The following is a 21057-nucleotide window of genomic DNA, read 5'->3' on the forward strand; positions in this document are numbered from 1 at the left end:
GGTTGATAGGCCGGATCTGGAAGCACGGTAACGTGTGGAGGTGACCGGTACTAATAGGCCGAGGGCTTGTCCATAGAGGCTCGCGTCCACTGTGTTGGTTCTGAGACAACAACCGTGCAAGCACCACCCCTGTTTGGTGGGTGTTGTGCTGCTGGTTGTGTTGTTTCACCGTGTTTCGGTGGTCATAGCGTGAGGGAAACGCCCGGTCACATTCCGAACCCGGAAGCTAAGCCTTTCAGCGCCGATGGTACTGCATGCGGGAGCGTGTGGGAGAGTAGGACACCGCCGAACAAATCGTGAAATGGGCCCCGCCGACATGGTCGACGGGGCCCATTTGTGTGTCCAGCCGTCTCGTGTTCCGGCCGCCGGCCTCACCGGTACCGGAGCGCCGGCCGGCTTTACTCCGCCCCGCGGCGACCCTCTGCACGCTCCGTGAGCGGCGCCGGGTAGGGTCGGGGGGTAGCGTCGGCACGTCTTGTTCAGGAGGCCCACGGGTGGAGGTCCAGGAGACGCGGGTCCAGACGGATCGGGTCCTCACCATCCCGAACATCCTCAGCATGGCTCGCCTGGTCGGTGTGCCCGTGTTCCTGTGGCTGATCCTCTGGCCCGAGTTCGGTGGTCCGAACTGCGATCTGTGGGCACTGCTCGTGCTCGCCGGGAGCGGTATCAGCGACTACCTGGACGGCAAACTGGCCCGCAGGTGGAATCAGATCAGCAGCCTCGGCCGCATTCTCGACCCGGCCGCCGACCGGCTCTACATCCTCTCGACTCTCGTGGGCCTGACCTGGCGGGAGATTTTGCCGTTGTGGCTCACCGCCGCGCTGCTGGCCCGTGAGCTGCTGCTGCTGGTCATGGTCTGGGTACTGGACCGGCACGGCTATGCCCCGCCGCAGGTCAACTTCCTGGGCAAGGCCGCGACCTTCAATCTGATGTACGCCTTCCCCCTGCTGCTGCTCAGTGACGGAAGTGGCTGGGTCTCGTCACTCGCGGCGATTTTCGGATGGGCCTTCGCCGGATGGGGTACTGCTCTGTACTGGTGGGCAGGGATCCTCTACGTGGTCCAGGTCCGCCGTCTGATCAGGGTGGACGCCGCGACGACCGGGTGAATCCCGCCTTTCTCGCTTCGGCGGCCGGTTGCCCTGATTACGCCTTTGTAGGTCATCCTGGAGGGGTCATGGTCGGGGTGACCGTCGTCTGTGCGAGGAGGACGCTTCCGATATGAAGGCCGTCGTGATGGCTGGTGGCGAGGGCACGCGCCTTCGCCCGATGACCGCGAGCATGCCCAAGCCGCTCCTGCCGGTGGTGAACAAGCCGATCATGGAGCATGTGCTGAAGCTGCTCAAGCGTCACGGGCTCACCGAGACCGTCGTGACCGTGCAATTCCTGGCCTCCCTGGTCAAGAATTACTTCGGTGACGGCGAAGAGCTCGGAATGGAGCTCACCTACGCCAACGAGGAGAAGCCGCTGGGGACGGCCGGCAGTGTCAAGAACGCCGAGGAAGCGCTGCGGGACGATTCGTTCCTCGTCATCTCCGGTGACGCGCTCACCGACTTCGATCTCACCGATCTCATCCGGTTCCACAAGGAACGCGGCGCCATGGTCACCGTCTGCCTGACGCGGGTGCCGAATCCGCTGGAATTCGGTATCACCATCGTGGACGACGACGGCAAGGTCGAGAGGTTCCTGGAGAAGCCGACCTGGGGGCAGGTCTTCTCGGACACGGTGAACACCGGGATCTACGTGATGGAACCCGAGGTGTTCGACTACGTCGAGCCAGATGTGCCCGTCGACTGGTCCGGCGATGTCTTCCCGCAGCTCATGAAGGAAGGCAAGCCGATCTACGGCTACATCGCGGAGGGCTACTGGGAGGACGTCGGCACCCACGAGAGCTATGTGAAGGCCCAGGCCGACGTGCTCGAGGGCAAGGTCGACGCGGAGCGGGACGGCTTCGAGATCTCGCCCGGCGTCTGGGTGGACGAGGGCGCCGAGGTGCATCCCGACGCGGTGCTGCGCGGGCCGCTCTACATCGGCGACTACGCGAAGGTCGAGGCGGGCGCGGAGATCCGCGAGCACTCCGTCGTCGGCTCGAACGTGGTCGTCAAGAGCGGCGCCTTCCTGCACCGGGCCGTGGTGCACAACAACGTCTACATCGGCCCGCAGAGCAACCTCCGCGGCTGCGTGATCGGGAAGAACACCGACATCATGCGGGCCTCCCGGATCGAGGACGGTGCCGTCGTCGGGGACGAGTGCCTGATCGGCGAGGAGTCGATCGTCCAGGGCAACGTCCGGATCTATCCGTTCAAGACGATCGAGGCCGGTGCGTTCGTCAACACCTCCGTCATCTGGGAGTCCCGGAGCCAGGCCCATCTGTTCGGCGCCCGCGGCGTCTCCGGGATCCTCAACGTGGAGATCACCCCCGAGCTGGCCGTGCGGCTGGCCGGCGCCTACGCGACGACGCTGAAGAAGGGCTCCACCGTCTGCACCGCCCGGGACCATTCCCGCGGTGCCCGTGCCCTCAAGCGGGCCATCATCTCCGCGCTCCAGGCCAGCGCCATCGACGTGCGCGACTTGGAGAACGTACCGCTTCCGGTGGCCCGCCAGCAGACGGCCCGGGGCAGCGCAGGCGGCATCATGATCCGTACGACGCCCGGGGTACCGGACTCGGTGGACATCATGTTCATCGACGAGCGGGGTGCGGAACTCTCCCAGGCCGCGCAGCGCAAGCTCGACCGCGTCTACGCGCGCCAGGAGTACCGCAGGGCCTTCCCGGGCGAGATCGGTGACCTCAGCTTCCCCTCCAGCGTCTACGACTCGTACACGGGTTCGCTGCTGCGCGCCGTGGACACGACCGGGGTCACGGAGGCCGGGCTGAAGGTCGTCGTCGACGCCTCGAACGGCAGCTCGGGGCTGGTGCTGCCGAGCCTGCTGGGACGCCTGGGGGTCGACTCGCTGACCATCAACCCGGGGCTGGACGAGTCGCGTCCGACCGAGACGGCGGAGAGCCGCCGGGCCGGGCTGGTGCGGCTCGGCGAGATCGTGGCCTCGGCCCGCGCAGCCTTCGGGGTGCGGTTCGATCCGGTGGGGGAGCGCATCTCACTGGTGGACGAGCACGGCAGGATCGTGGAGGACGACCGGGCGCTGCTGGTGATGCTCGACCTGGTCGCCGCCGAGCGGCGCAGCGGCCGCGTGGCGCTGCCGGTGACCACGACCCGGATCGCCGAGCAGGTGGCCGCCTACCACGGCACGCAGGTCGAGTGGACCACCACCTCTCCGGACGACCTCACCAGGGTCAGCCGGGAGGACGGCACCGTGTTCGGCGGAGACGGCAGGGGCGGATTCGTCGTACCGGAGTTCAGCTCGGTCTTCGACGGCGCGGCGGCGTTCGTACGGCTGATCGGCCTGGTCGCGCGTACGCAGCTCACCCTGAGCCAGATCGACGCGCGGATCCCCCGGGCGCATGTCAGCCGCCGCGACCTGGCAACTCCATGGGCGGTGAAGGGCCTTGTGATGCGCACCGTGGTGGAGGCGGCGGGCGACCGCTCCGTGGACACCACCGACGGGGTGCGGGTAGTGGAGTCCGACGGCCGGTGGGTGATGGTGCTGCCCGACCCGGCGGAGGCCGTGACCCATCTGTGGGCGGAAGGCCCGGACGAGGCCTCGGCGCAGGCGCTGCTTGACGAATGGGCTGCGGTGGTCGACAGCGCCGGCCACTGAGCGCGCGGCGGGACTCGCCCCGCCGGGGCAAGTCCCGCCGCACGGCGAGTGCCTGGGTGCATTCGGCGGCACAGGCCTCCACATGCGACGATGTGCGGCATGTCGCAGCAGCAGCCCCCTCGGAGCACCGCACCGCGTGCCGCGCGGCCCGATGCCTCCATGTCGCTGCTGACCAACGTGATGGAGCACAGCCTCGACGACGGCTACGCGGAGGCGGTGGCCCGGCGGGGCGAGATGGGCCGTTCGCACATGCCCCGCACCCTCCGGACCAAGCTGGGCCTGGCGGTCGGGCTGGTGCTCGCCGCGCTGGTGGTGACCGTGGGAGCCGCCCAGGCGCAGATCTCGGCGCCGAGCATCGCCAAGGAGAAGCAGGAGCTCATCGAGCGGATCGAGGCGGGCGGCCGGCGGGCCGACGAGCTCCAGCAGGACGTCGACGAGCTGCGGACCTCGGTGGAGCGCAAGCAGCGGCAGGCGCTGGAGAAGCACGGCGGTGAACGCGGGAAGACCACGGTGCTGCTGTCCGGCGCCACCCCGGTCGAGGGCCCCGGACTCAAGCTCGTGGTGGACGACGCCGCGGGCACCGAGTCCCAGGACGGCGACGGGCCCCGGAAGACCGACGGGTTCTCCGACACGGGCCGCATCCGCGACCGCGACCTGCAGCGGGTCGTCAACGGGCTGTGGGCGGCGGGCGCCGAAGCGATCTCGATCAACGATCAGCGGCTCACGTCGCGCTCCGCCATCCGCGCGGCGGGCGACGCGATCCTGGTGGACAACAAGCCGCTCGTCCCGCCCTATACGCTGCTGGCGATCGGTCCCGGGAAGCAGCTGTCCCGGACCTTCCAGGACAGCGTCGACGGCCAGTACCTCTACGTCCTGCACAAGGACTACGGTGCCAGGACCAGCATTTCCGTCCAGGACGAGGTGCGGCTGCCGGCCGCGCCGAGTCTGATTCTGAGAACCGCGAAACCTGTGCGGACAGGGAAGGGCAGCACATCGTGATCGCCGTACTGGGCCTCGTCGTGGGAGTCGTGGCCGGACTTGTCGTCCGGCCCGTGGTGCCGCTGGCGGTCGAACCGTATCTGCCCATCGCCGTCGTCGCCGCGCTCGACGCGGTCTTCGGCGGGCTGCGTGCCATGCTGGACGGCATCTTCGATGACAAGGTCTTCGTGGTCTCGTTCCTCTCCAACGTGGTGGTGGCCGCACTGATCGTCTTCCTCGGGGACAAGCTCGGGGTCGGCGCCCAGCTCTCCACCGGTGTGGTTGTAGTCCTGGGTATCCGGATCTTCTCCAACGCGGCCGCCATCCGTCGGCACGTGTTCCGGGCGTGAGGCCGATGAGCGACGAGAACCGGCCCGAGGACGGCCTTCCCCCGAAGCGCGAGCTTCCCCCCGAGCGGGCCGTGCCCCCCGGGCAGGAGCCGCCTCGCCAGGAGCCTTCCGGCCAGGAGCCACCCGCTGCGGGAGCGGCGACGGCCGCTGGAAAGGGTGACGGCGGCGGCGCGAAGCTGACGGGACGGCAACGTCTCGCCCAGGCCGTGTGGCCCCCGCGGGTGACGCGCGCCCAATTGATCGTCGCGCTGCTGCTGTTCGTCCTCGGCCTCGGCCTGGCCATCCAGGTCCGCTCGACCAGTGAGAACAGCGCACTGCGCGGTGCGCGCCGCGAGGACCTCGTCCGCATCCTCGACGAGCTCGACAACCGCACCAAGCGGCTGGAGGAGGAGAAGCGGAAGCTGGACGGGCAGCGTACGGAGCTGGAGACCTCCTCGGACCAGGCCGAGGAGGCACGGAAGCAGACCCGGGAGAAGGAAGCCCAACTCGGGGTGCTTGCGGGTACTGTGGCGGCCCAGGGGCCCGGCATCCAGATGAAGATCAGCGACCGTACGGGTGCCGCGGACGCGGATACGCTGCTGGACGCGGTCCAGGAGCTGAGGGCCGCCGGCGCCGAGGCCATGGAGATCAACGGGGTGCGCGTGGTGGCCAGCACGCATTTCACCGACAGCGGCGGCGAAGTCAGTGTGGACGGGCATAGGATCGAGCAGCCTTACCGCTTCGAGGTCATCGGCAAGCCCGCCGACCTGGAACCGGCGTTGAACATCCCCGGCGGGGTCGTGCAGACGCTGAAGAACAAGCAGGCCACCGTGGAGGTGACCCGCTCGGGGAAGATCACCGTGGACGCCTTGCGGCAGGTGAAGCGGCCTGACTACGCTCGGTCGTCATCGCAGTGAGATGCTGATAGGAGTTTCGGGGGGTCGGCGGGCAAGTTGAGCACCGCGTGGTGGAAACTGTCTGCGGGTCACGGACGTTGTTCGGGCGTCGAGTGTGACCAATGAGAGCATCGAGGGTCTGTCCTGCCCCACGGGCGGGTCTGTTTCGTGCGAGGGGAATCGCCCGTGAGTTTTTTTGCGAAGTTGTTCGGCAAGGGTCGCCGGGGCGGTGACTCGGGTACCGCACGGCACCGTGCCCCCCAGGGGCCGGACGCGGGGACGCCGGAGGACGGCACCGAGCGCCCGCTGTTCCGGGACGAGGTGGCCGGGGCCGGTGGAGGTAATTCGGGTGGTCACGGCCCGGTTTCTGTTGACCCCGGTACTCAGGGCCGCATAGGTTCCCAGGCACCGCCTACCTCGGAATCGGGTGGAGGTCCTGCCTTGCCGGTCTGTAACAGGTGTGGTGCCCGCGTCGCCGAAGCGAGCCGGTTCTGCTCCAACTGCGGTGCCCCGCTGCGTGGCGGAGCGCCGGCGGAGGGTGCGTCGGAGACGACGTCGACGATCTCCATCTCCGGGCTGGAGGCGTACGACTCGGAGTCCACCGGCCAGCACGCCTCCCCGGTACTGCCGCCCGAGGCGCAGTCCGCCGTGGACGCGCTGCCCATGGGCTCGGCCCTGCTGATCGTGCGGCGGGGTCCGAACTCGGGCAGCAGGTTCCTGCTCGACGGGGACCTGACGACCGCCGGGCGCCATCCGGAAAGCGACATCTTCCTGGACGACGTGACCGTCTCGCGCCGGCACGTGGAGTTCCGGCGCGGCTCCGACGGCGTCTTCACCGTCGCCGACGTCGGCAGCCTCAACGGCACCTACGTCAACCGGGAGCGGATGGAGACGGCTGTGCCGCTCGGGAACGGCGACGAGGTCCAGATCGGAAAGTACCGGCTGGTCTTCTACGCGAGCCAGCACACCGTCTGATTCCCGGCAGGGAGGCCCATGCAGCACAAGCCGTCCGGCGGTGCCCGTGCGGGCACCGCCACCGGTCCGCGGAGCGGTCCGATGAGCATCGGTGCCGTGCTGACCGAGCTCCGCGCCGAGTTCCCCGAGCTCACCGTGGCCGGCATCCGGTTTCTGGAGGCGGAGGGGCTGGTGGAGCCGGTCCGCTCGCCGTCCGGTGGCCGCCGGTTCCGGGACGCGGATGTGGCGCGGTTGGGCCAGGTGCTGCGGCTGCAGCGCGACCACTGCCTGTCGTTGCGCGCCATCAGGGAGCACCTGGGGGTGCCCGGCCGGGGTGCCTCTCCTTCTGTGTCGCCGGTGGCCGTTCCGTGCGGCGCCGAGGCCGGGAGGGCGTCCGCGTCCGAGCCCGGCCCGGCACCTGCGGTCTCCGCTGTCCGTACCCGGCGCCCGGAGCTGCTCGGGTCCGCGGGCGTGCGGGAGGAGGAGCTGGCCGAGTGGGAGGAATACGGACTGCTCGGACCGGCCGCGGACGGTACCTACCGGCTTGCCGACGTGGCCGTGGCCCGACTGGTGGCCCGCCTCGGACGGCACGGGGTGGAGGCCCGGCACCTGCGGTCGGTCAAAGCGGCCGCCGACCGGCAGCTCGCCCTGGCCGAGCAGCGCGTCGCGCCGCTGCGGCGCCATCCGGACCAGCGGACCAGGTCGGCTGCCGAGAGCACGGCCGAGGAGCTGGCCGATCTCTCCGTGCGGCTCTACGGGGCCTTCATGGCCTCCGGAGCGCACCCGGACCGCACACGGTGTGACTGAATCAGCACACGGATGCCGGTGCCGGACGGCTGCCCGACTACCCAAACAGGCGCGGCACGGCCTAGGGTTGCTGTGTGAATGAGCTCGACGTAGTGGGTGTCCGGGTGGAAATGCCCACCAACCAACCGATCGTGCTCCTGCGAGAAGTGGGAGGCGACCGCTACCTCCCCATCTGGATCGGTCCTGGGGAGGCGACCGCGATCGCCTTCGCGCAGCAGGGCATGACCCCCGCACGCCCACTCACCCATGACCTGTTCAAGGACGTCCTGGAAGCAGTGGGTCAGGAGCTGACCGCGGTCCGTATCGTGGATCTGCGGGAAGGCGTGTTCTACGCGGAGCTGGTCTTCGCCAGCGGAGTGGAAGTCAGTGCCCGCCCGTCCGACGCGATAGCGCTCGCCCTGCGCACCGGAACGCCGATCTACGGCAGCGACGGTGTGCTGGACGATGCGGGGATCGCGATCCCGGACGAGCAGGAGGACGAGGTGGAGAAGTTCCGCGAGTTCCTCGACCAGATCTCCCCGGAGGACTTCGGCACCAGCAGCCAGTGACGCTCCGTCGACGAGGAGCCGCGGTCGGCGCTGCCGGTCGGTGGCGGGGGAGAGGTGCGCGCCGGGCGTGATCCACCGGGCATCCGGCCAGTCTTTCCCCGCCTTCGGGCACGCGAAACCACTCTCCCGGGCACTATCACTCGCCGTGCCGAGTGTGGCGATCATTGACGCACTCGGAGTGACTGCCTACCTTCATGTGGGCAGGTTCCGGGGGTGACCCGGGATGTGAAGGACGGAGGTCGGCGTGACAAGCACCGGCGGCGAAGGTACGGCGGCTGGCGACTCGTCCCTACTCGGCGGCCCGATTCCGGCCCCCGGCCAGGAGGCGCCCCCGGGGCGGCCGGGCTCCGCTTCCTCCCCGGCAGGTGCCGTCGGCCCGGTCGGCGACGCTCCCCCGGAGCAGGTCGGCTACCGCGGTCCCACCGCCTGTTCGGCGGCCGGTATCACCTACCGGCAACTCGACTACTGGGCCCGGACCGGACTGGTCGAGCCCAGCATCCGCCCCGCCTACGGCTCGGGCAGCCAGCGGCTCTACAGCTTCCGGGACATCGTCGTCCTCAAGATCGTCAAACGGCTGCTGGACACCGGTGTCTCGCTGCAGAACATCCGCGCGGCCGTCCGGCACCTGCGTTCCGGAGGGCGCACCGATCTGGCGCGGATGACGCTGATGAGCGACGGGGCCACGGTCTACGAGTGCTCCTCGCCCGACGAGGTGGTCGATCTTCTGCAGGGCGGCCAGGGCGTCTTCGGGATCGCCGTCGGGGTCGTCTGGAAGGACGTGGAGGGCGCGCTCTCCCGGCTGCACGGGGAGCGGGTCGACACCGGTGAGACGCTCGTGCGGGACCACCCCGAGGACGAACTCGCCCGGCGCCGCAACCGCGCCGGTTAGCGCTCCCACCGCCCGGTCGGCGCAGCCGCCGGGCACGCCGCGGCCGGGGAGTGTCAGTGGCGTACGGCAGCATCGGGGGGTGTGAGGACCCAGCCGACCATCCTGCATCTGGACATGGACGCCTTCTTCGCCGCGGTGGAGCAGGCGTCCAAGCCCAGCCTGCGCGGGAAACCGGTCGTGGTCGGCGGTCTCGGGCCCCGCGGGGTGGTCTCCACCGCGTCCTACGAGGCCCGGCGCTTCGGGGTGCACTCCGCGATGCCCATGGCGCAGGCGCGGCGGCTGGCGCCGAACGCGGCGTATCTGGGCGCCAGGTTCGGGCTCTACCGCGCGGTCAGCGACGTGGTGATGGACCTGCTGCACGGCCTCTCACCCCTGGTGGAGCCGTTGAGCCTCGACGAAGCGTTCGTGGACCTGGAGGCCGGAGGGGCCCTGGAAGGGACGCAGGGTGGCGCTGAAGGGGCGCGGGAGGTCGGTGAGCGGCTGCGGCGGGACATCGCGACAGCGACGGGGCTGACCGGCTCGGTGGGGCTCGCGGGGTCCAAGATGCTGGCGAAGATCGCCTCGGAGCAGGCGAAACCGGACGGCCTGGTGCTCATCCCGGTGGGCACCGAGCGCGGGATGCTGGCTCCGCTGTCCGTGCGGACCCTGCCCGGGGTCGGGCCGGCCACCGCGGAGGTGCTGCGCAGGGCGGGGATCAGCACCGTGGGCGAGATCGTGGAGGCCGGAGAGGACGAACTGCTGCGGTTGCTCGGAAGGGCGCACGGCACCTCGGTCCACGCGATGGCGCACGGGGTCGACGCCCGTCCGGTGGTGGCCGAGCGGGACGCCAAGTCGGTCTCCGTGGAGGACACCTACGACGTCGACCTCACCGACCGCACCCGGGTCCGGCTGGAGGTCGAACGGCTGGCCGGGCGCTGTGTGACGCGCCTGCGCGCGGCCGGGCGGTCCGGCCGCACGGTCGTCATCAAGGTGCGCAGCTACGACTTCTCCACCCTCACCAGATCCGAGACGCTCCGCGGCCCCACCGACGACGCCGGCGTCGTGCGCGAGGCGGCGCTGCGGCTGCTGGACGGGGTGGACACCACGGCCGGTGTGCGGCTGCTCGGCGTGGGTGTCAGCGGGCTCGCCGACTTCACCCAGGAGGACCTGTTCGCGCAGGCTCAGGCCGCTCAGGGGCTCGCGGCCGCCCATGAGACCGGTACGGAGCCCGGGGCAGACGGCCCGGCGGAGCCGGGGCGGGACGCCGGGGAGCGGTCGGGGGCGGTCCAGGCGGCCGGCGAGGCGGCCGCCGTCGAGGAGCCGGGCGCGGCGGTGCCCGCCGACCGGCGCTGGATCCCCGGCCGGGATGTGCGCCATGCCGTCCACGGGCGGGGCTGGGTGCAGGGCAGCGGCGTCGGGAAGGTCACCGTCCGCTTCGAGGAGCCCGACTCGGCACCCGGCCGGGTACGCACCTTCTCGGTCGACGATCCGCAACTGGAGACCGCCGAACCGGTCATGCTGGGCGCGGGTGTCGCGGGGCTCGCCGCGGATCAGTCCCCGGCGCCGGCTATCCGCCCGAAATCCCGGTCCGCAGGCGGAGACGACTCGCCGCCGAGGGGCACGTCGAGCCCGTAGTGGCGGTAGAGCTCCAGCTCCTGCTGCGGGGAGAGGTGGCGGCCGACGCCGAAGTCGGGGGCGCTCTTGATCAGATCCCGCTCGAACGGGACCCGCAGGCCCCTCTCGTCCAGGTCGGAGGGCTCCAGCGGGACGAAGGCGTCCCGGCTGAAGAGGCCCGTGCGCAGCGCGGCCCACTCCGGGTCGCCTGTGGCGTCGTCGAGGTACACCTCGTCCACGGTGCCGATCTTGGCTCCTGCACGGTCGAACGCCTTGCGGCCGATCAGGCTTCGCGGATCTGTTCCGGTCTGCACGGGGCTCCTCCACCAGGGTCGCGACACGCTGTTTCTGCGCGTACTCACCACGAAACGGCACTTTTCGACTATTGGCCACTCGGGCGCACGCCGGGTTACCACGCAGGGGGGCGCTGATACTCTCGAGGTGGCTGTCGACCCCGTGCGGGAGAGTCCTCCGGTGCAGTTTCCGGAGGCGCCGAAGGAGCAACTCCTCCCCGGAATCTCTCAGGCTCACGTACCGCGCGGACGAGGTCACTCTGGAAAGCAGGGCGGGCCCGGACCAGCACACCGAAGCCCTCCCTCACCGACGGTGTAAGCCGAGCGTCCGGCACGTGGCTCGGTGAAACTCTCAGGTCAGATGACAGAGGGGGAGGCCGTCCGGGCACCCGTGAAAGGTGCCCCTCGCAGGTCGCACAGACCAGGAGGCCCCCGCAGATGACTTCCCCTCGCACCCCGCTCTCGGCGCTGGAGAGCGGCAGCCCCTTCGAGAGTCGCCACATCGGACCCGACGCCGGTGCCCAGGCCAAGATGCTCGCCCAGGTCGGTTACGGATCGCTCGACGAGCTGACCGGCGCGGCCGTGCCCGAGGTGATCCGGAGCACCGAGCGGCTGAAGCTCCCCGACGCGCGGAGCGAGGCCGATGTGCTGGCCGAGCTGCACACCCTCGCGCGGCGCAACCAGGTCCTGCACTCCATGATCGGCCTGGGCTACTACGGCACCTTCACGCCGCCGGTGATCCTGCGCAACGTCATGGAGAACCCCGCCTGGTACACGGCCTACACCCCCTATCAGCCGGAGATCTCGCAGGGCCGGCTGGAGGCGCTGCTCAACTTCCAGACCGTCGTCTCCGATCTGACCGGGCTGCCCACCGCCGGTGCCTCGCTGCTGGACGAGCCTACGGCCGCCGCCGAGGCGATGGCCCTCTCACGCCGGGTCGGCAAGGCCGGCAAGCGGGGCGGCGGCGTGTTCCTGGTCGACGCCGACTGCCTGCCGCAGACCGTGGCGGTGCTGCGCACCCGCGCCGAGCCGACCGGCGTGGAGATCGTGGTCGCCGACCTGGACGAGGGCATCCCCGAGGAGCTCACCGAGCGGGGGATCTTCGGGGTGCTGCTCCAGTACCCGGGCGTCTCCGGAGCGATACGCGACCAGCGCCGCACTGTCGAGCAGGCGCACGAACTCGGCGCGGTCGTCACCGTCGCCGCCGACCTGCTGGCGCTGACGCTGCTGACCTCCCCCGGCGAGCTGGGCGCGGACATCGCCGTCGGCTCCAGCCAGCGGTTCGGGGTTCCGATGGGCTTCGGCGGACCGCACGCGGGCTACATGTCCGTCCGCGAGCAGTTCGCCCGCAGCCTGCCCGGGCGGCTGGTCGGGGTCTCCAAGGACGTGGACGGAGAGCAGGCCTACCGCCTCGCCCTGCAGACCCGCGAACAGCACATCCGGCGGGAGAAGGCCACCAGCAACATCTGCACCGCGCAGGTCCTGCTGGCGGTGATGGCCGGAATGTACGCCGCGTACCACGGTCCGGACGGGCTGGCGGCGATCGCCCGCCGCACCCACCGGTACGCGGCGCTGCTCGCGGCCGGGCTGCGGGAGGGCGGGGTCGAGATCGTCCACGACAGCTTCTTCGACACCGTCACCGCGCGCGTCCCGGGCCAGGCGGCCCGGGTCACCGAGCGGGCCCGCGAGGCGGGGGTCAACCTGCGGCTGGTGGACGCCGACCACGTCGGCATCGCCTGCGACGAGACCACGGGCCGGGACCAGCTCGCCACCGTGTGGCAGGCGTTCGGTGTCGCGGCCGCGCGGGCCGACCTCGACGAGCTGGACGCGGTCACCGACGACGCGCTGCCGGCCGACCTGCTGCGCACCGACGAGTACCTGACCCATCCGGCCTTCCACGAGCACCGCTCCGAGACCGCCATGCTGCGCTACCTGCGCCGGCTGGCCGACCGGGACTACGCGCTGGACCGCGGCATGATCCCGCTGGGCTCCTGCACGATGAAGCTCAACGCCACCACGGAGATGGAGCCGGTCACCTGGCCGGAGTTCGGCGCACTGCACCCCTTCGCGCCCGCCGAGCAGGCCGAGGGGTATCTGACGCTGATCCGCGAGCTGGAGGAGCGGCTGGCCGAGGTCACCGGCTACGACAAGGTCTCCCTCCAGCCCAACGCGGGCTCGCAGGGCGAACTGGCCGGGCTGCTGGCGGTCCGCGCCTACCACCGCGCCAACGGCGAGCCCGGGCGCACCGTCTGCCTCATCCCCTCCTCGGCGCACGGCACCAACGCGGCCAGCGCGGTGATGGCGGGGATGACGGTCGTGGTCGTCAAGACCAGCGACAACGGCGACGTGGACGTGGCCGACCTGCACGCCAAGATCGAGCAGTACGGCGACGAGCTGGCCGTTCTGATGGTCACCTACCCGTCGACGCACGGCGTGTTCGAGGAGCACATCACCGAGGTCTGCGCAGCCGTGCACGACGCGGGCGGCCAGGTGTACGTGGACGGCGCCAACCTGAACGCGCTGCTGGGGCTGGCGAGGCCGGGACGCTTCGGCGCCGACGTCTCGCACCTGAACCTGCACAAGACGTTCTGCATCCCGCACGGCGGGGGCGGTCCCGGAGTCGGTCCGATCGGGGTGCGCGCGCACCTGGCCCCGTATCTGCCCAACCACCCGCTGCAGCCCGCCGCGGGGCCCGCGACGGGGATCGGCCCGGTCTCCGGCGCCCCGTGGGGATCGGCCGGCATCCTGCCCATCTCCTGGGCGTACGTCCGGCTGATGGGTGCCGAGGGGCTGCGCAGGGCCACCCAGGTGGCGGTGCTGAGCGCCAACTACATCGCCAAGCGGCTGGAGCCGCACTATCCGGTGCTCTACGCGGGCCCGCACGGGCTGGTGGCGCACGAGTGCATCATCGACGTGCGCCCGCTGACCAAGCAGACCGGTGTGAGCATCGACGACGTCGCCAAGCGGCTGATCGACTACGGATTCCACGCGCCGACGATGTCCTTCCCGGTGGCCGGGACGCTGATGATCGAGCCGACGGAGAGCGAGGACCTGAACGAGGTCGACCGGTTCTGCGAGGCGATGATCGCCATTCGTGCGGAGATCGAGAAGGTCGGTACGGGGGAGTGGGACGCGGAGGACAACCCGCTGCGCAATGCCCCGCACACGGCCGCGATGCTGGGCCGCGAGTGGCAGCAGGGGTACGGCCGCGAGGAGGCGGTCTTCCCGGCCGGGGTGCACGCGGGTGACAAGTACTGGCCGCCGGTGCGCCGGATCGACGGCGCGTACGGGGACCGCAACCTGGTCTGCTCCTGCCCGCCGATCGCGGAGTACGACGCCGGGTAGTGACGCCGGCCGCGGGGCGCGGCCTCCGGGGCCGGAGGCTTGTGTCGGCCGGGGTTCGCGGAACGACGGATTCAGGGCCGGTACGGCGGATGCCGTGCCGGCCCTGCGTCGTGCGGAGTTGTGCGGAATGGCCGTGCGCCGTACGGCCGTCGGCGGTGCGCCGTGACGTCCTGTGCGGCTCTGCGGGACGGGCCGGCCGGGTGTCAGGCGGCGGTGATGACGTGGCGCGTGCCGAGCGGCTTGTGCGGAGCGATGATCCGGCCGTCCGGCAGCAGCTCTCCCGTGTCCTCGAAGAGGAGCACTCCGTTGCAGAGCAGGCTCCAGCCCTGCTCCGGGTGGTGGACCACGGCTTGCGCGGCCTCCCTGTCGGCTGAGTCCGCTGTCGGGCACGGTGGCTGGTGCTGGCACATTGTCGGTGTCGTCTTCCGTCGTGTTGTGGCGTCTGTCCTGCGGTTCCTGTTGTGCATGACCGATCCCCCGTCACCCCGTACGTGCGTACGTTCCGGTCCGTCTCCCAGTGTTCCGCTGCCGACGCGGATTCGCAGGGATTTCGCGTCAGCTCGTACCCAACCGCACAGACGCGTCACCCGGGTAGGCGGTTGCGCCCAACTGCACCGTCATTTCGGGGGGTTCGGGCTCCCGCGAAGACTAGCCCATTCGGAGGGGCGCGCAGCGGCATCCGCGGTTCCCGCAGGCGGACGCCGTCTCACGCGGACGTACGCAGCAGCGGTGCCGTGCCGGGGTCCGCTCCGGGCGCGGGCGCCGCTGCCGACCCGAGTCTGCGGGTCAGCACGGGAAGCAGCGCGTCCACGCGGTGCGCGGTGTGCGGGGCGATACCGGGCGGCGCCGGAGCCAGTGGGATCAGCAGATCGGCCGGGTCGGGGACGCCGTCGTGCGGGTCGCCGCCGATGTCGGCGTGCAGCCACAGGGTCAGCATGTAGAGCTCCGGCACCGACAGCAGACGCGGCTGGTAGGGCGTCGGCAGTACCTCGGCCTGGCGCAGCGCGCGGACCGTCGAGAGGACGTAGGGGCCCTGCCGGAACTGGCCGAAGGTCCAGCCGTCCGCGGTCGGCACGGCTTCGGCGGTGCCGACGAACGCGGAGCCGGGGCCGCCCTCGCCGTCGGTGCCTCCGTCGGCCAGCAGGAAGCGCCAGCCGGTCAGCCGGGCGCGCGGGGTCACCGCCGCCGGCGCTGTGGCCCGCCCGGTGCCGTCCGGTGCGACGCGCACCATCTCGTAGGCGGGAAGGGGGAGTTCGGGGCGCAGCGGGCCCTGCGCCGTGCGCAGGGCGAGCGGCGCCCGGGAGCCCCGTACCGCGCTCGGGGAGCCGAGGGCGGTCAGGACACTGCGCAGGGCGGGGGCAGGGGTCGAGAGTGCGTGCAGCGGCATGGCGGGTCGCCTCTCTTGGGAGACACATGGTGCTGGCAGGGGCGCGACGGCGGTGTCGGCGCGGAGATGGCCGCAGGCGCGGCTGGGAGGGGTCGACCGGGGCGGCCGGGATCGCCAAGTCTCTGCCTCGTTCGCGCAGTTTATACGAGATGTGTTCGAGTGGTGTTTCAGCTAACGTATCCTGCTGTTTCCTGTAAGGCTGCAACAGGACGAATCTGCGGACTTTTCACCTGCTCCGACACCGGCGCTGCGCGGTTGACCTCGGATTCCGGGCAGAACGCGGTCGGCCTGATGTCGTCGGTGTTTATGACGAGAGCTGTGCCGCGGGAGCTGGACACCGCTGTATGCCGAGGGAATGTGCCGCCGGGCCTCGGCCAGCGTAGCGGCAGTTCCCCGCCGCGTCAGCCCTGCCAGGCGTTATCCGCGGCCCGGCAGGGCATCATCGGTGCACGCTCGGCCGGGACCTCCGGCAGCGTCCACCAGCAGGGAGGAAGCCTCCGATGGGAGAGAAGGTCGTCGCCGACAGGTTCGACCTGTCCGATCGACGGCGGTACCGGGAGAAGCTGCACACGTGCCTGCGGGGACTGTGGCAGCTACTGGAGGAGAAGCGGTTCGACCGCCCCAGGAATCTCATGGGGCTGGAGATCGAACTCAATCTCGCGGATGTCCAGGGGCAGCCCCTCATGGTGAATGCCGAGGTACTCCAGCGGATCGCGAGCTCGGATTTCCAGACAGAACTGGGGCAGTTCAATCTCGAAGTGAACATCGTGCCGCACGCGCTCTCCGGGAGAGTTCTCGATCAGCTGGCCGAGGAACTCCGCACCGGACTGGCATACGCGGACCGGCAGGCCCGGGAAGTGGATGCCCGGATCGTCATGATCGGCACCCTGCCGACCCTCACGGCGCGCGACCTGACGCTGGCCAACCTCACCGAGGACGACCGCTACCGGCTGCTCAACGACCAGATCATGGCCGCGCGCGGCGAGGAGGTGGCGCTCGACATCGAGGGGGTCGAGCATCTGGAGAGCACCTCGGAGTCGATAGCGCCGGAATCCGCCTGCACCTCCGTGCAGCTCCACCTCCAGGTGACGCCCGGCCGGTTCGCGGACGTGTGGAACGCGGCGCAGGCCGTCAGCGCCGCGCAGGTCGCCATGGGGGCGAACTCGCCCTTCCTGTTCGGGCACGAGCTGCTGCGCGAGTCCCGGGTGCCGCTCTTCGTCCAGGCGACGGACACCCGCCCGCCCGAACTGATCGCCCAGGGCGTCCGCCCGCGCACCTGGTTCGGGGAGCGCTGGATCTCCTCCGCGTACGACCTGTTCGAGGAGAACCTGCGCTACTTCCCCGCCCTGCTGCCCCTCTGCGACGAGGAGGACCCTCCATCCGTGCTCGCTTCCGGCGGGGTGCCGGCCCTGTCGGAGCTGACACTGCACAACGGGACGATCTACCGCTGGAACCGGCCGGTCTACGGGGTCGTGGACGGTGCCCCGCACCTGCGGGTGGAGAACCGGGTGCTGCCCGCCGGGCCGACGGTGACCGACGTGCTGGCCAACACGGCGTTCTACTACGGGCTGGTGCGCGCGCTGGCCGATGAGCCGCGGCCGGTCTGGAACCGGTTGCCGTTCGAGTACGCCGAGCGGAACTTCGACGCGGCGTGCCGGTACGGGATCGAGGCCGAGCTGTGGTGGCCGCGCTCGGGCCGGGGCACCGGACTGCGCCGGCAGCCCGCCGTCCGGCTGGTACGCGAGGAGTTGCTGCCCCTGGCCGCCGCGGGGCTCGACGCGTGGGGCGTGGAGCCGGCCGACCGCGACCGCTACCTCTCGGTGATCGAGGAGCGCTGCCGGCTGCGCGTCAACGGGGCGTCCTGGCAGGCGGCGGCGTACCACCGCGCGCTGGAGTCCGGCCTGGACCGGGAGAAGGCGCTGGCCGCGATGGCCCGCGGCTACTGCGACCGGGCCGCGTCCGGAGCGGCCGTGCACACCTGGGACAACGGGCCGTAGCCCGGCTGCCGCGCCCGGCCCGGGCGCGGCAGCGCAGCCGGAGGGCCCGCGCGCTCCGGGCCCGGCCCGTCCCCCGGCCCGACGGCACCCCACACCGGGCCCGCGCCGTACCCGGCGCGGGCCCGGCCGTGTCGTCCTCGCCGGTGCGCCGGGACCCCGCAGCCCGGACCCGCCCCGGCCGTCGGGCAAGCTGTGATGTGGCAGCGCACCGGTGTACGCCCGGCAGGTGCCCTGCGGCAACGGCGGAGGGGCGGGCACGGCCCCCGGGGAGCCTCGACCCTCCGGCCGCTGCGCGCGTCGCTCCACCGCTGCCGTGCCCCGGCGCGGCCCGCCGGACGGCGCGACGCGGCCCGACCGCCGACGGTGCGGTCGCGGCACGCCGGGGCGGTGGCGCAGCCGCCGGTGGTGCGACAGGAGGGACAAGGATGGATCCGGCGTCGGCAACGGGAGGTTCGCGTGCGCGCACAGGTGTCTGAGGAACCGCCGCCCGCCTCCGCGGGCGGGCTGCCGCGGCAGGTGCTCGGCACCGAACTGCTGCTCGTCCTCGCGCTCTCCCTGGGAGCCAGTGCCGTCTCGTCGCTGATCAGCTTTGTCGGCGCGCTGACGCGGCCGGGCGGGCTGGCCGACCAGGCCGCCCGGCTCAACTCCTCGCAGGCGCCCGGACGGCCCTGGCTCGACCTGGCCTGGCAGCTCTTCGGGATCGCCACCGCGCTGGTGCCGGTCGCCCTGGTCGCCCACTTCCTGGTGCGGGAAGGCGCGGGAGGGCTGCGGGTGCTGGGCCTCGACCGCCGCAGGCCCCTCTTCGACGTGAGCCGGGGCGCCGCCCTGGCCGCGGGCATCGGCGGCTGCGGGATCGGGCTCTATCTGCTGGCCCAGGCCGGGGGGTTCAACCTCACCGTGGAGCCGGAGTCGCTGCCGGACGTGTGGTGGAAGTATCCGGTGCTGGTCGCCTCCGCGGTGCAGAACTCGGTGCTGGAAGAGGTCATCGTCGTCGGATACCTGCTGCGCCGCCTCGACCAGCTCGGCTGGTCGCCGCTCGCCGCGCTCGGCACGAGCGCGGTGTTGCGCGGCTCTTATCACCTCTACCAGGGCATCGGAGGGTTCTTCGGCAATCTGGCGATGGGCGTCGTCTTCGCCTTCCTCTACCGGCGGTGGGGCCGCGTGGGGCCGCTGGTGGCGGCCCACGCACTGATCGACATCGTGGCCTTCGTCGGCTACGCGCTGCTCGCTGGGCGGGTGGACTGGCTGCCCACGCCCTGAAGCCGCGCCGGGCGGGCCTCGCGACGCCGCCGCCCGGCCACCACTACAGGTCGGTGAGCAGCTCCGCGTCCAGCACGGTGACCGCGCGCCCGGCCAGCAGGGTGCGCTCGCCGCGCAGCGTGGTGCGCACCTCGCCGGTACGCCGCGACAGCTGAAGGCCGGTCAGGGCGGCGCGGCCGAGTCGCTGCGACCACAGCGGGGCGAGTGCGGTGTGCGCGCTTCCGGTGACGGGATCCTCCGGGAGGCCCTGCGCGGGGGCGAAGACCCGGGAGACGAAGTCGTGTCCCGGCTCCCGGTTCCCGGAGCCGGCAGGCGCCGCCGCTGCCGTCACCACCACGGCCGGGGCGGGAAGCGCGGCCACCGCTGCGGGGTCGGGCCCGAGGTCGTGCACCGTGCGCTCGTCGGCGAACTCCAGGACCAGCATCTGCAGCGGCCCGGTGTCCCAGGCCGCCACGGGGGCGGTACCGAAGATCTGCCGGGCGCTCTCCGGGACCGGGACGGGGGTCGGTGCGGCGGTCGGAAAGTCCAGGTTGACGCTGCCGTCCGCGTCGCGCGAGGCGCCCAGGACGCCGCTGCGGGTCCGGAAGCGCACCCGCCCGTCCTCGTCCAGCAGGCCGTCGTCGCCCAGCACATGGGCGGCGGCGAGCGTGGCGTGGCCGCACATGTCGACTTCGGTCGTCGGCGTGAACCAGCGCAGCGCCCAGTCGGCGTCGGAGTCGGCGGTGTCGGTCAGCGGGTGCAGATATGCGGTCTCGGACAGGTTCAGTTCGGCGGCGAGGGCCTGGAGGCGGGAGTCGTCCGGGAACGGGGCCTCCTCCAGGAGCACGACGGCGGCGGGATTCCCGGTGAAGGGGCGGGAGGCGAAGGCGTCGACGGTGCGCAGTCTCATGCCCGGGGACGGTACGCGGCGGAGACGGGCGGATGCAGGGCCAATGCGCGGCGGGTGGACCGGGAGCGCCGGTGTGGTCCGCGGAAGCGGTCGACCGGGCGGTGCGGTTCCCCGCGGAGTCCCGGCGGGGCGGAGGGCGCTGCGCCCTCCGCCGTGCCCCACCCGACCGCCCCTGGGCCGACCGCCTCGACGGTCCCGCTGTCGGCCGCACGACGGTTGCCGGGCGGGTCCGGCCCGGAATCCCGGGGCGGGTGCGGGTCAGCACCGCTCGTAGCGGTGCCCGTTCTCGCCCGCGGGGCGGACGTCCAGGTCCCGCCGTACGACTGACAGCCGCTCGCCCCATGTGCGGCAGGCCGCTGCCAGTCCCTCGGCGGTGTACTCGACGTCCAGCACCCGGTCGTCGTACGCCTCCGCGTAGCGGCCGCATTCGTCGTACTGCCCGCATTCCTCCGTCACCGCGAAGTCGAAGCCCATCGCGGTGCGCCGCGGCAGCAGTTCCTGTGCGTTCTTCTGCCCGGCCGCCAGTCCGCTCCGGTGCGCCTGCCGGGTCAGCAGCGCGGCGAACGCCACGTTGTCGGCCCGGCTGAGCCGGTCGCCGGAGCGCTCGTAGGAGTCGAGGTTGTCCACCTCGACCGCCTGGAACCCCTTTTCGGCGCAGCCGTCGATCCAGTCCCCGACGATGTCCGCGAGCTCCTCGCGGTGTGCGGCCGTGGAGGTGTCCAGCAGCGCTTCGTTCCAGTCGGTGTCCAGCACCGGCTTGCCGCTCCCGGTCCGCAGCACCAGGTCGGGATGGTGCCGCTGCCACCAGTCCAGCGCGTCGGGCTGGGCCTGGAAACCGTTGACGTAGCAGACGTTGTAGTGCCCCGGTGCGGGGTCGTGCGTGCGGTCCCTGGAGAGCACGCGCACGCCGTCGGGTGGCGGGTAGGCGCCCCCGATCTGGTAGTCGAAGCCCGCGTGCGCGGGCGGCGGCGCCGGGTGTGCGGCGGTGGCGCTGCGGCCGGGGTCGGGGGCGCCGTCGTCGCCCTGGCCCGCTCCGCAGCCGCTCAGAGCGGCCCACAGCAGCAGGGCGGTGGCGAGCGCCGGGATCCGGACGCGGCTCGCCGGGGCGGCGGTGGTGTGCATGCGGGGGACTCCTGACCGGACGCGGGAAGCGCCTGCCGCCCCCTGGCGCCCAGCTT

General features: G+C 71.5%; 18 protein-coding genes, 2 rRNA genes and 1 riboswitch. Of the genes, 15 read left to right on the plus strand and 5 right to left on the minus strand.

Annotated features, from left to right (window positions below):
• From ACFYMO_RS03345 to ACFYMO_RS03400, 12 genes are all read left to right on the plus strand, one after another.
• A 23S ribosomal RNA gene (locus ACFYMO_RS03345) occupies positions 1-74 on the plus strand; the annotation flags it as partial.
• 100 nt (positions 75-174) lie between these two features.
• A 5S ribosomal RNA gene (gene rrf / locus ACFYMO_RS03350) occupies positions 175-291 on the plus strand.
• Between the two features lie 203 nt (positions 292-494).
• Positions 495-1106 carry a CDP-alcohol phosphatidyltransferase family protein gene (locus ACFYMO_RS03355; protein WP_366773402.1) on the plus strand — a complete coding sequence of 204 codons (612 nt, stop codon included), beginning with the start codon at positions 495-497 and terminating at the stop codon, positions 1104-1106.
• A gap of 112 nt (positions 1107-1218) precedes the next feature.
• Complete coding sequence (locus tag ACFYMO_RS03360; RefSeq protein WP_019358095.1) at positions 1219-3714, plus strand: mannose-1-phosphate guanyltransferase; 2496 nt, start codon at positions 1219-1221, stop codon at positions 3712-3714.
• 99 nt (positions 3715-3813) lie between these two features.
• Entirely contained in the window at positions 3814-4713 is a 900-nt protein-coding gene (locus tag ACFYMO_RS03365; RefSeq protein WP_366773403.1) for a DUF881 domain-containing protein, read from the plus strand.
• Positions 4710-5042: a small basic family protein gene (locus ACFYMO_RS03370; RefSeq protein WP_019358093.1), complete on the plus strand. Its 333-nt coding sequence runs from the start codon at positions 4710-4712 to the stop codon at positions 5040-5042. Before ACFYMO_RS03365 ends, ACFYMO_RS03370 begins: the two co-directional genes overlap by 4 nt.
• A 5-nt stretch (positions 5043-5047) precedes the next feature.
• Positions 5048-5938: a DUF881 domain-containing protein gene (locus ACFYMO_RS03375; protein ID WP_366773404.1), complete on the plus strand. Its 891-nt coding sequence runs from the start codon at positions 5048-5050 to the stop codon at positions 5936-5938.
• Between the two features lie 420 nt (positions 5939-6358).
• Positions 6359-6892, plus strand: coding sequence for an FHA domain-containing protein (locus tag ACFYMO_RS03380; RefSeq protein WP_360298426.1), 534 nt, complete (start codon positions 6359-6361; stop codon positions 6890-6892).
• A gap of 18 nt (positions 6893-6910) precedes the next feature.
• The gene (locus tag ACFYMO_RS03385; RefSeq protein ID WP_388543801.1) at positions 6911-7678 is read left to right on the plus strand and encodes a MerR family transcriptional regulator; all 768 of its coding nucleotides are present in this window, start codon (positions 6911-6913) and stop codon (positions 7676-7678) included.
• A gap of 74 nt (positions 7679-7752) precedes the next feature.
• Positions 7753-8226 carry a bifunctional nuclease family protein gene (locus ACFYMO_RS03390; RefSeq protein ID WP_026004895.1) on the plus strand — a complete coding sequence of 158 codons (474 nt, stop codon included), beginning with the start codon at positions 7753-7755 and terminating at the stop codon, positions 8224-8226.
• Positions 8227-8470: 244 nt separating this feature from the next.
• A complete protein-coding gene (locus ACFYMO_RS03395; protein ID WP_388543805.1) occupies positions 8471-9115 on the plus strand; it encodes a MerR family transcriptional regulator in 645 nt (214 codons plus the stop codon).
• A gap of 81 nt (positions 9116-9196) precedes the next feature.
• Entirely contained in the window at positions 9197-10729 is a 1533-nt protein-coding gene (locus ACFYMO_RS03400) for a DNA polymerase IV (protein ID WP_366773406.1), read from the plus strand.
• Here the strand turns inward: ACFYMO_RS03400 and ACFYMO_RS03405 are convergent.
• The gene (locus ACFYMO_RS03405; protein ID WP_366773407.1) at positions 10645-11022 is read right to left on the minus strand and encodes a PRC-barrel domain-containing protein; all 378 of its coding nucleotides are present in this window, start codon (positions 11020-11022) and stop codon (positions 10645-10647) included. The genes ACFYMO_RS03400 and ACFYMO_RS03405 overlap by 85 nt on opposite strands.
• 135 nt (positions 11023-11157) lie before the next feature.
• A riboswitch (glycine riboswitch) is annotated at positions 11158-11255 on the plus strand.
• A 184-nt stretch (positions 11256-11439) separates the two neighbouring features.
• On the opposite strand from ACFYMO_RS03405, the gene gcvP reads away from it, so the two are divergent.
• A complete protein-coding gene (gene gcvP, locus ACFYMO_RS03410) occupies positions 11440-14346 on the plus strand; it encodes an aminomethyl-transferring glycine dehydrogenase (RefSeq protein WP_366773408.1) in 2907 nt (968 codons plus the stop codon).
• A gap of 203 nt (positions 14347-14549) precedes the next feature.
• On the opposite strand, the gene ACFYMO_RS03415 is transcribed toward gcvP, so the two are convergent.
• Together ACFYMO_RS03415 and ACFYMO_RS03420 are read right to left on the minus strand one after the other, a co-directional pair.
• Complete coding sequence (locus tag ACFYMO_RS03415) at positions 14550-14756, minus strand: DUF5999 family protein (protein ID WP_074999764.1); 207 nt, start codon at positions 14754-14756, stop codon at positions 14550-14552.
• A gap of 296 nt (positions 14757-15052) precedes the next feature.
• Positions 15053-15733, minus strand: a complete 681-nt coding sequence (locus tag ACFYMO_RS03420; protein WP_388543809.1) for a hypothetical protein — start codon at positions 15731-15733, stop codon at positions 15053-15055.
• 500 nt (positions 15734-16233) lie between these two features.
• On the opposite strand from ACFYMO_RS03420, the gene ACFYMO_RS03425 reads away from it, so the two are divergent.
• Positions 16234-17730 (plus strand): glutamate--cysteine ligase, encoded by a 1497-nt coding sequence (locus tag ACFYMO_RS03425; RefSeq protein ID WP_366773410.1) that lies wholly within the window; start codon positions 16234-16236, stop codon positions 17728-17730.
• Between the two features lie 456 nt (positions 17731-18186).
• Complete coding sequence (locus tag ACFYMO_RS03430) at positions 18187-18990, plus strand: CPBP family intramembrane glutamic endopeptidase (protein ID WP_366773411.1); 804 nt, start codon at positions 18187-18189, stop codon at positions 18988-18990.
• A gap of 43 nt (positions 18991-19033) precedes the next feature.
• Here ACFYMO_RS03430 and ACFYMO_RS03435 read toward each other — a convergent pair whose 3' ends face one another.
• Both ACFYMO_RS03435 and ACFYMO_RS03440 read right to left on the minus strand, forming a co-directional pair.
• The gene (locus ACFYMO_RS03435; RefSeq protein WP_366773412.1) at positions 19034-19879 is read right to left on the minus strand and encodes a PhzF family phenazine biosynthesis protein; all 846 of its coding nucleotides are present in this window, start codon (positions 19877-19879) and stop codon (positions 19034-19036) included.
• A gap of 258 nt (positions 19880-20137) precedes the next feature.
• A complete protein-coding gene (locus ACFYMO_RS03440; RefSeq protein WP_366773413.1) occupies positions 20138-21001 on the minus strand; it encodes an endo alpha-1,4 polygalactosaminidase in 864 nt (287 codons plus the stop codon).
• Positions 21002-21057 lie beyond the last annotated feature (56 nt).

Source organism: Streptomyces sp. NPDC007025 (assembly GCF_042869455.1).
GTDB lineage: Bacteria > Actinomycetota > Actinomycetes > Streptomycetales > Streptomycetaceae > Streptomyces.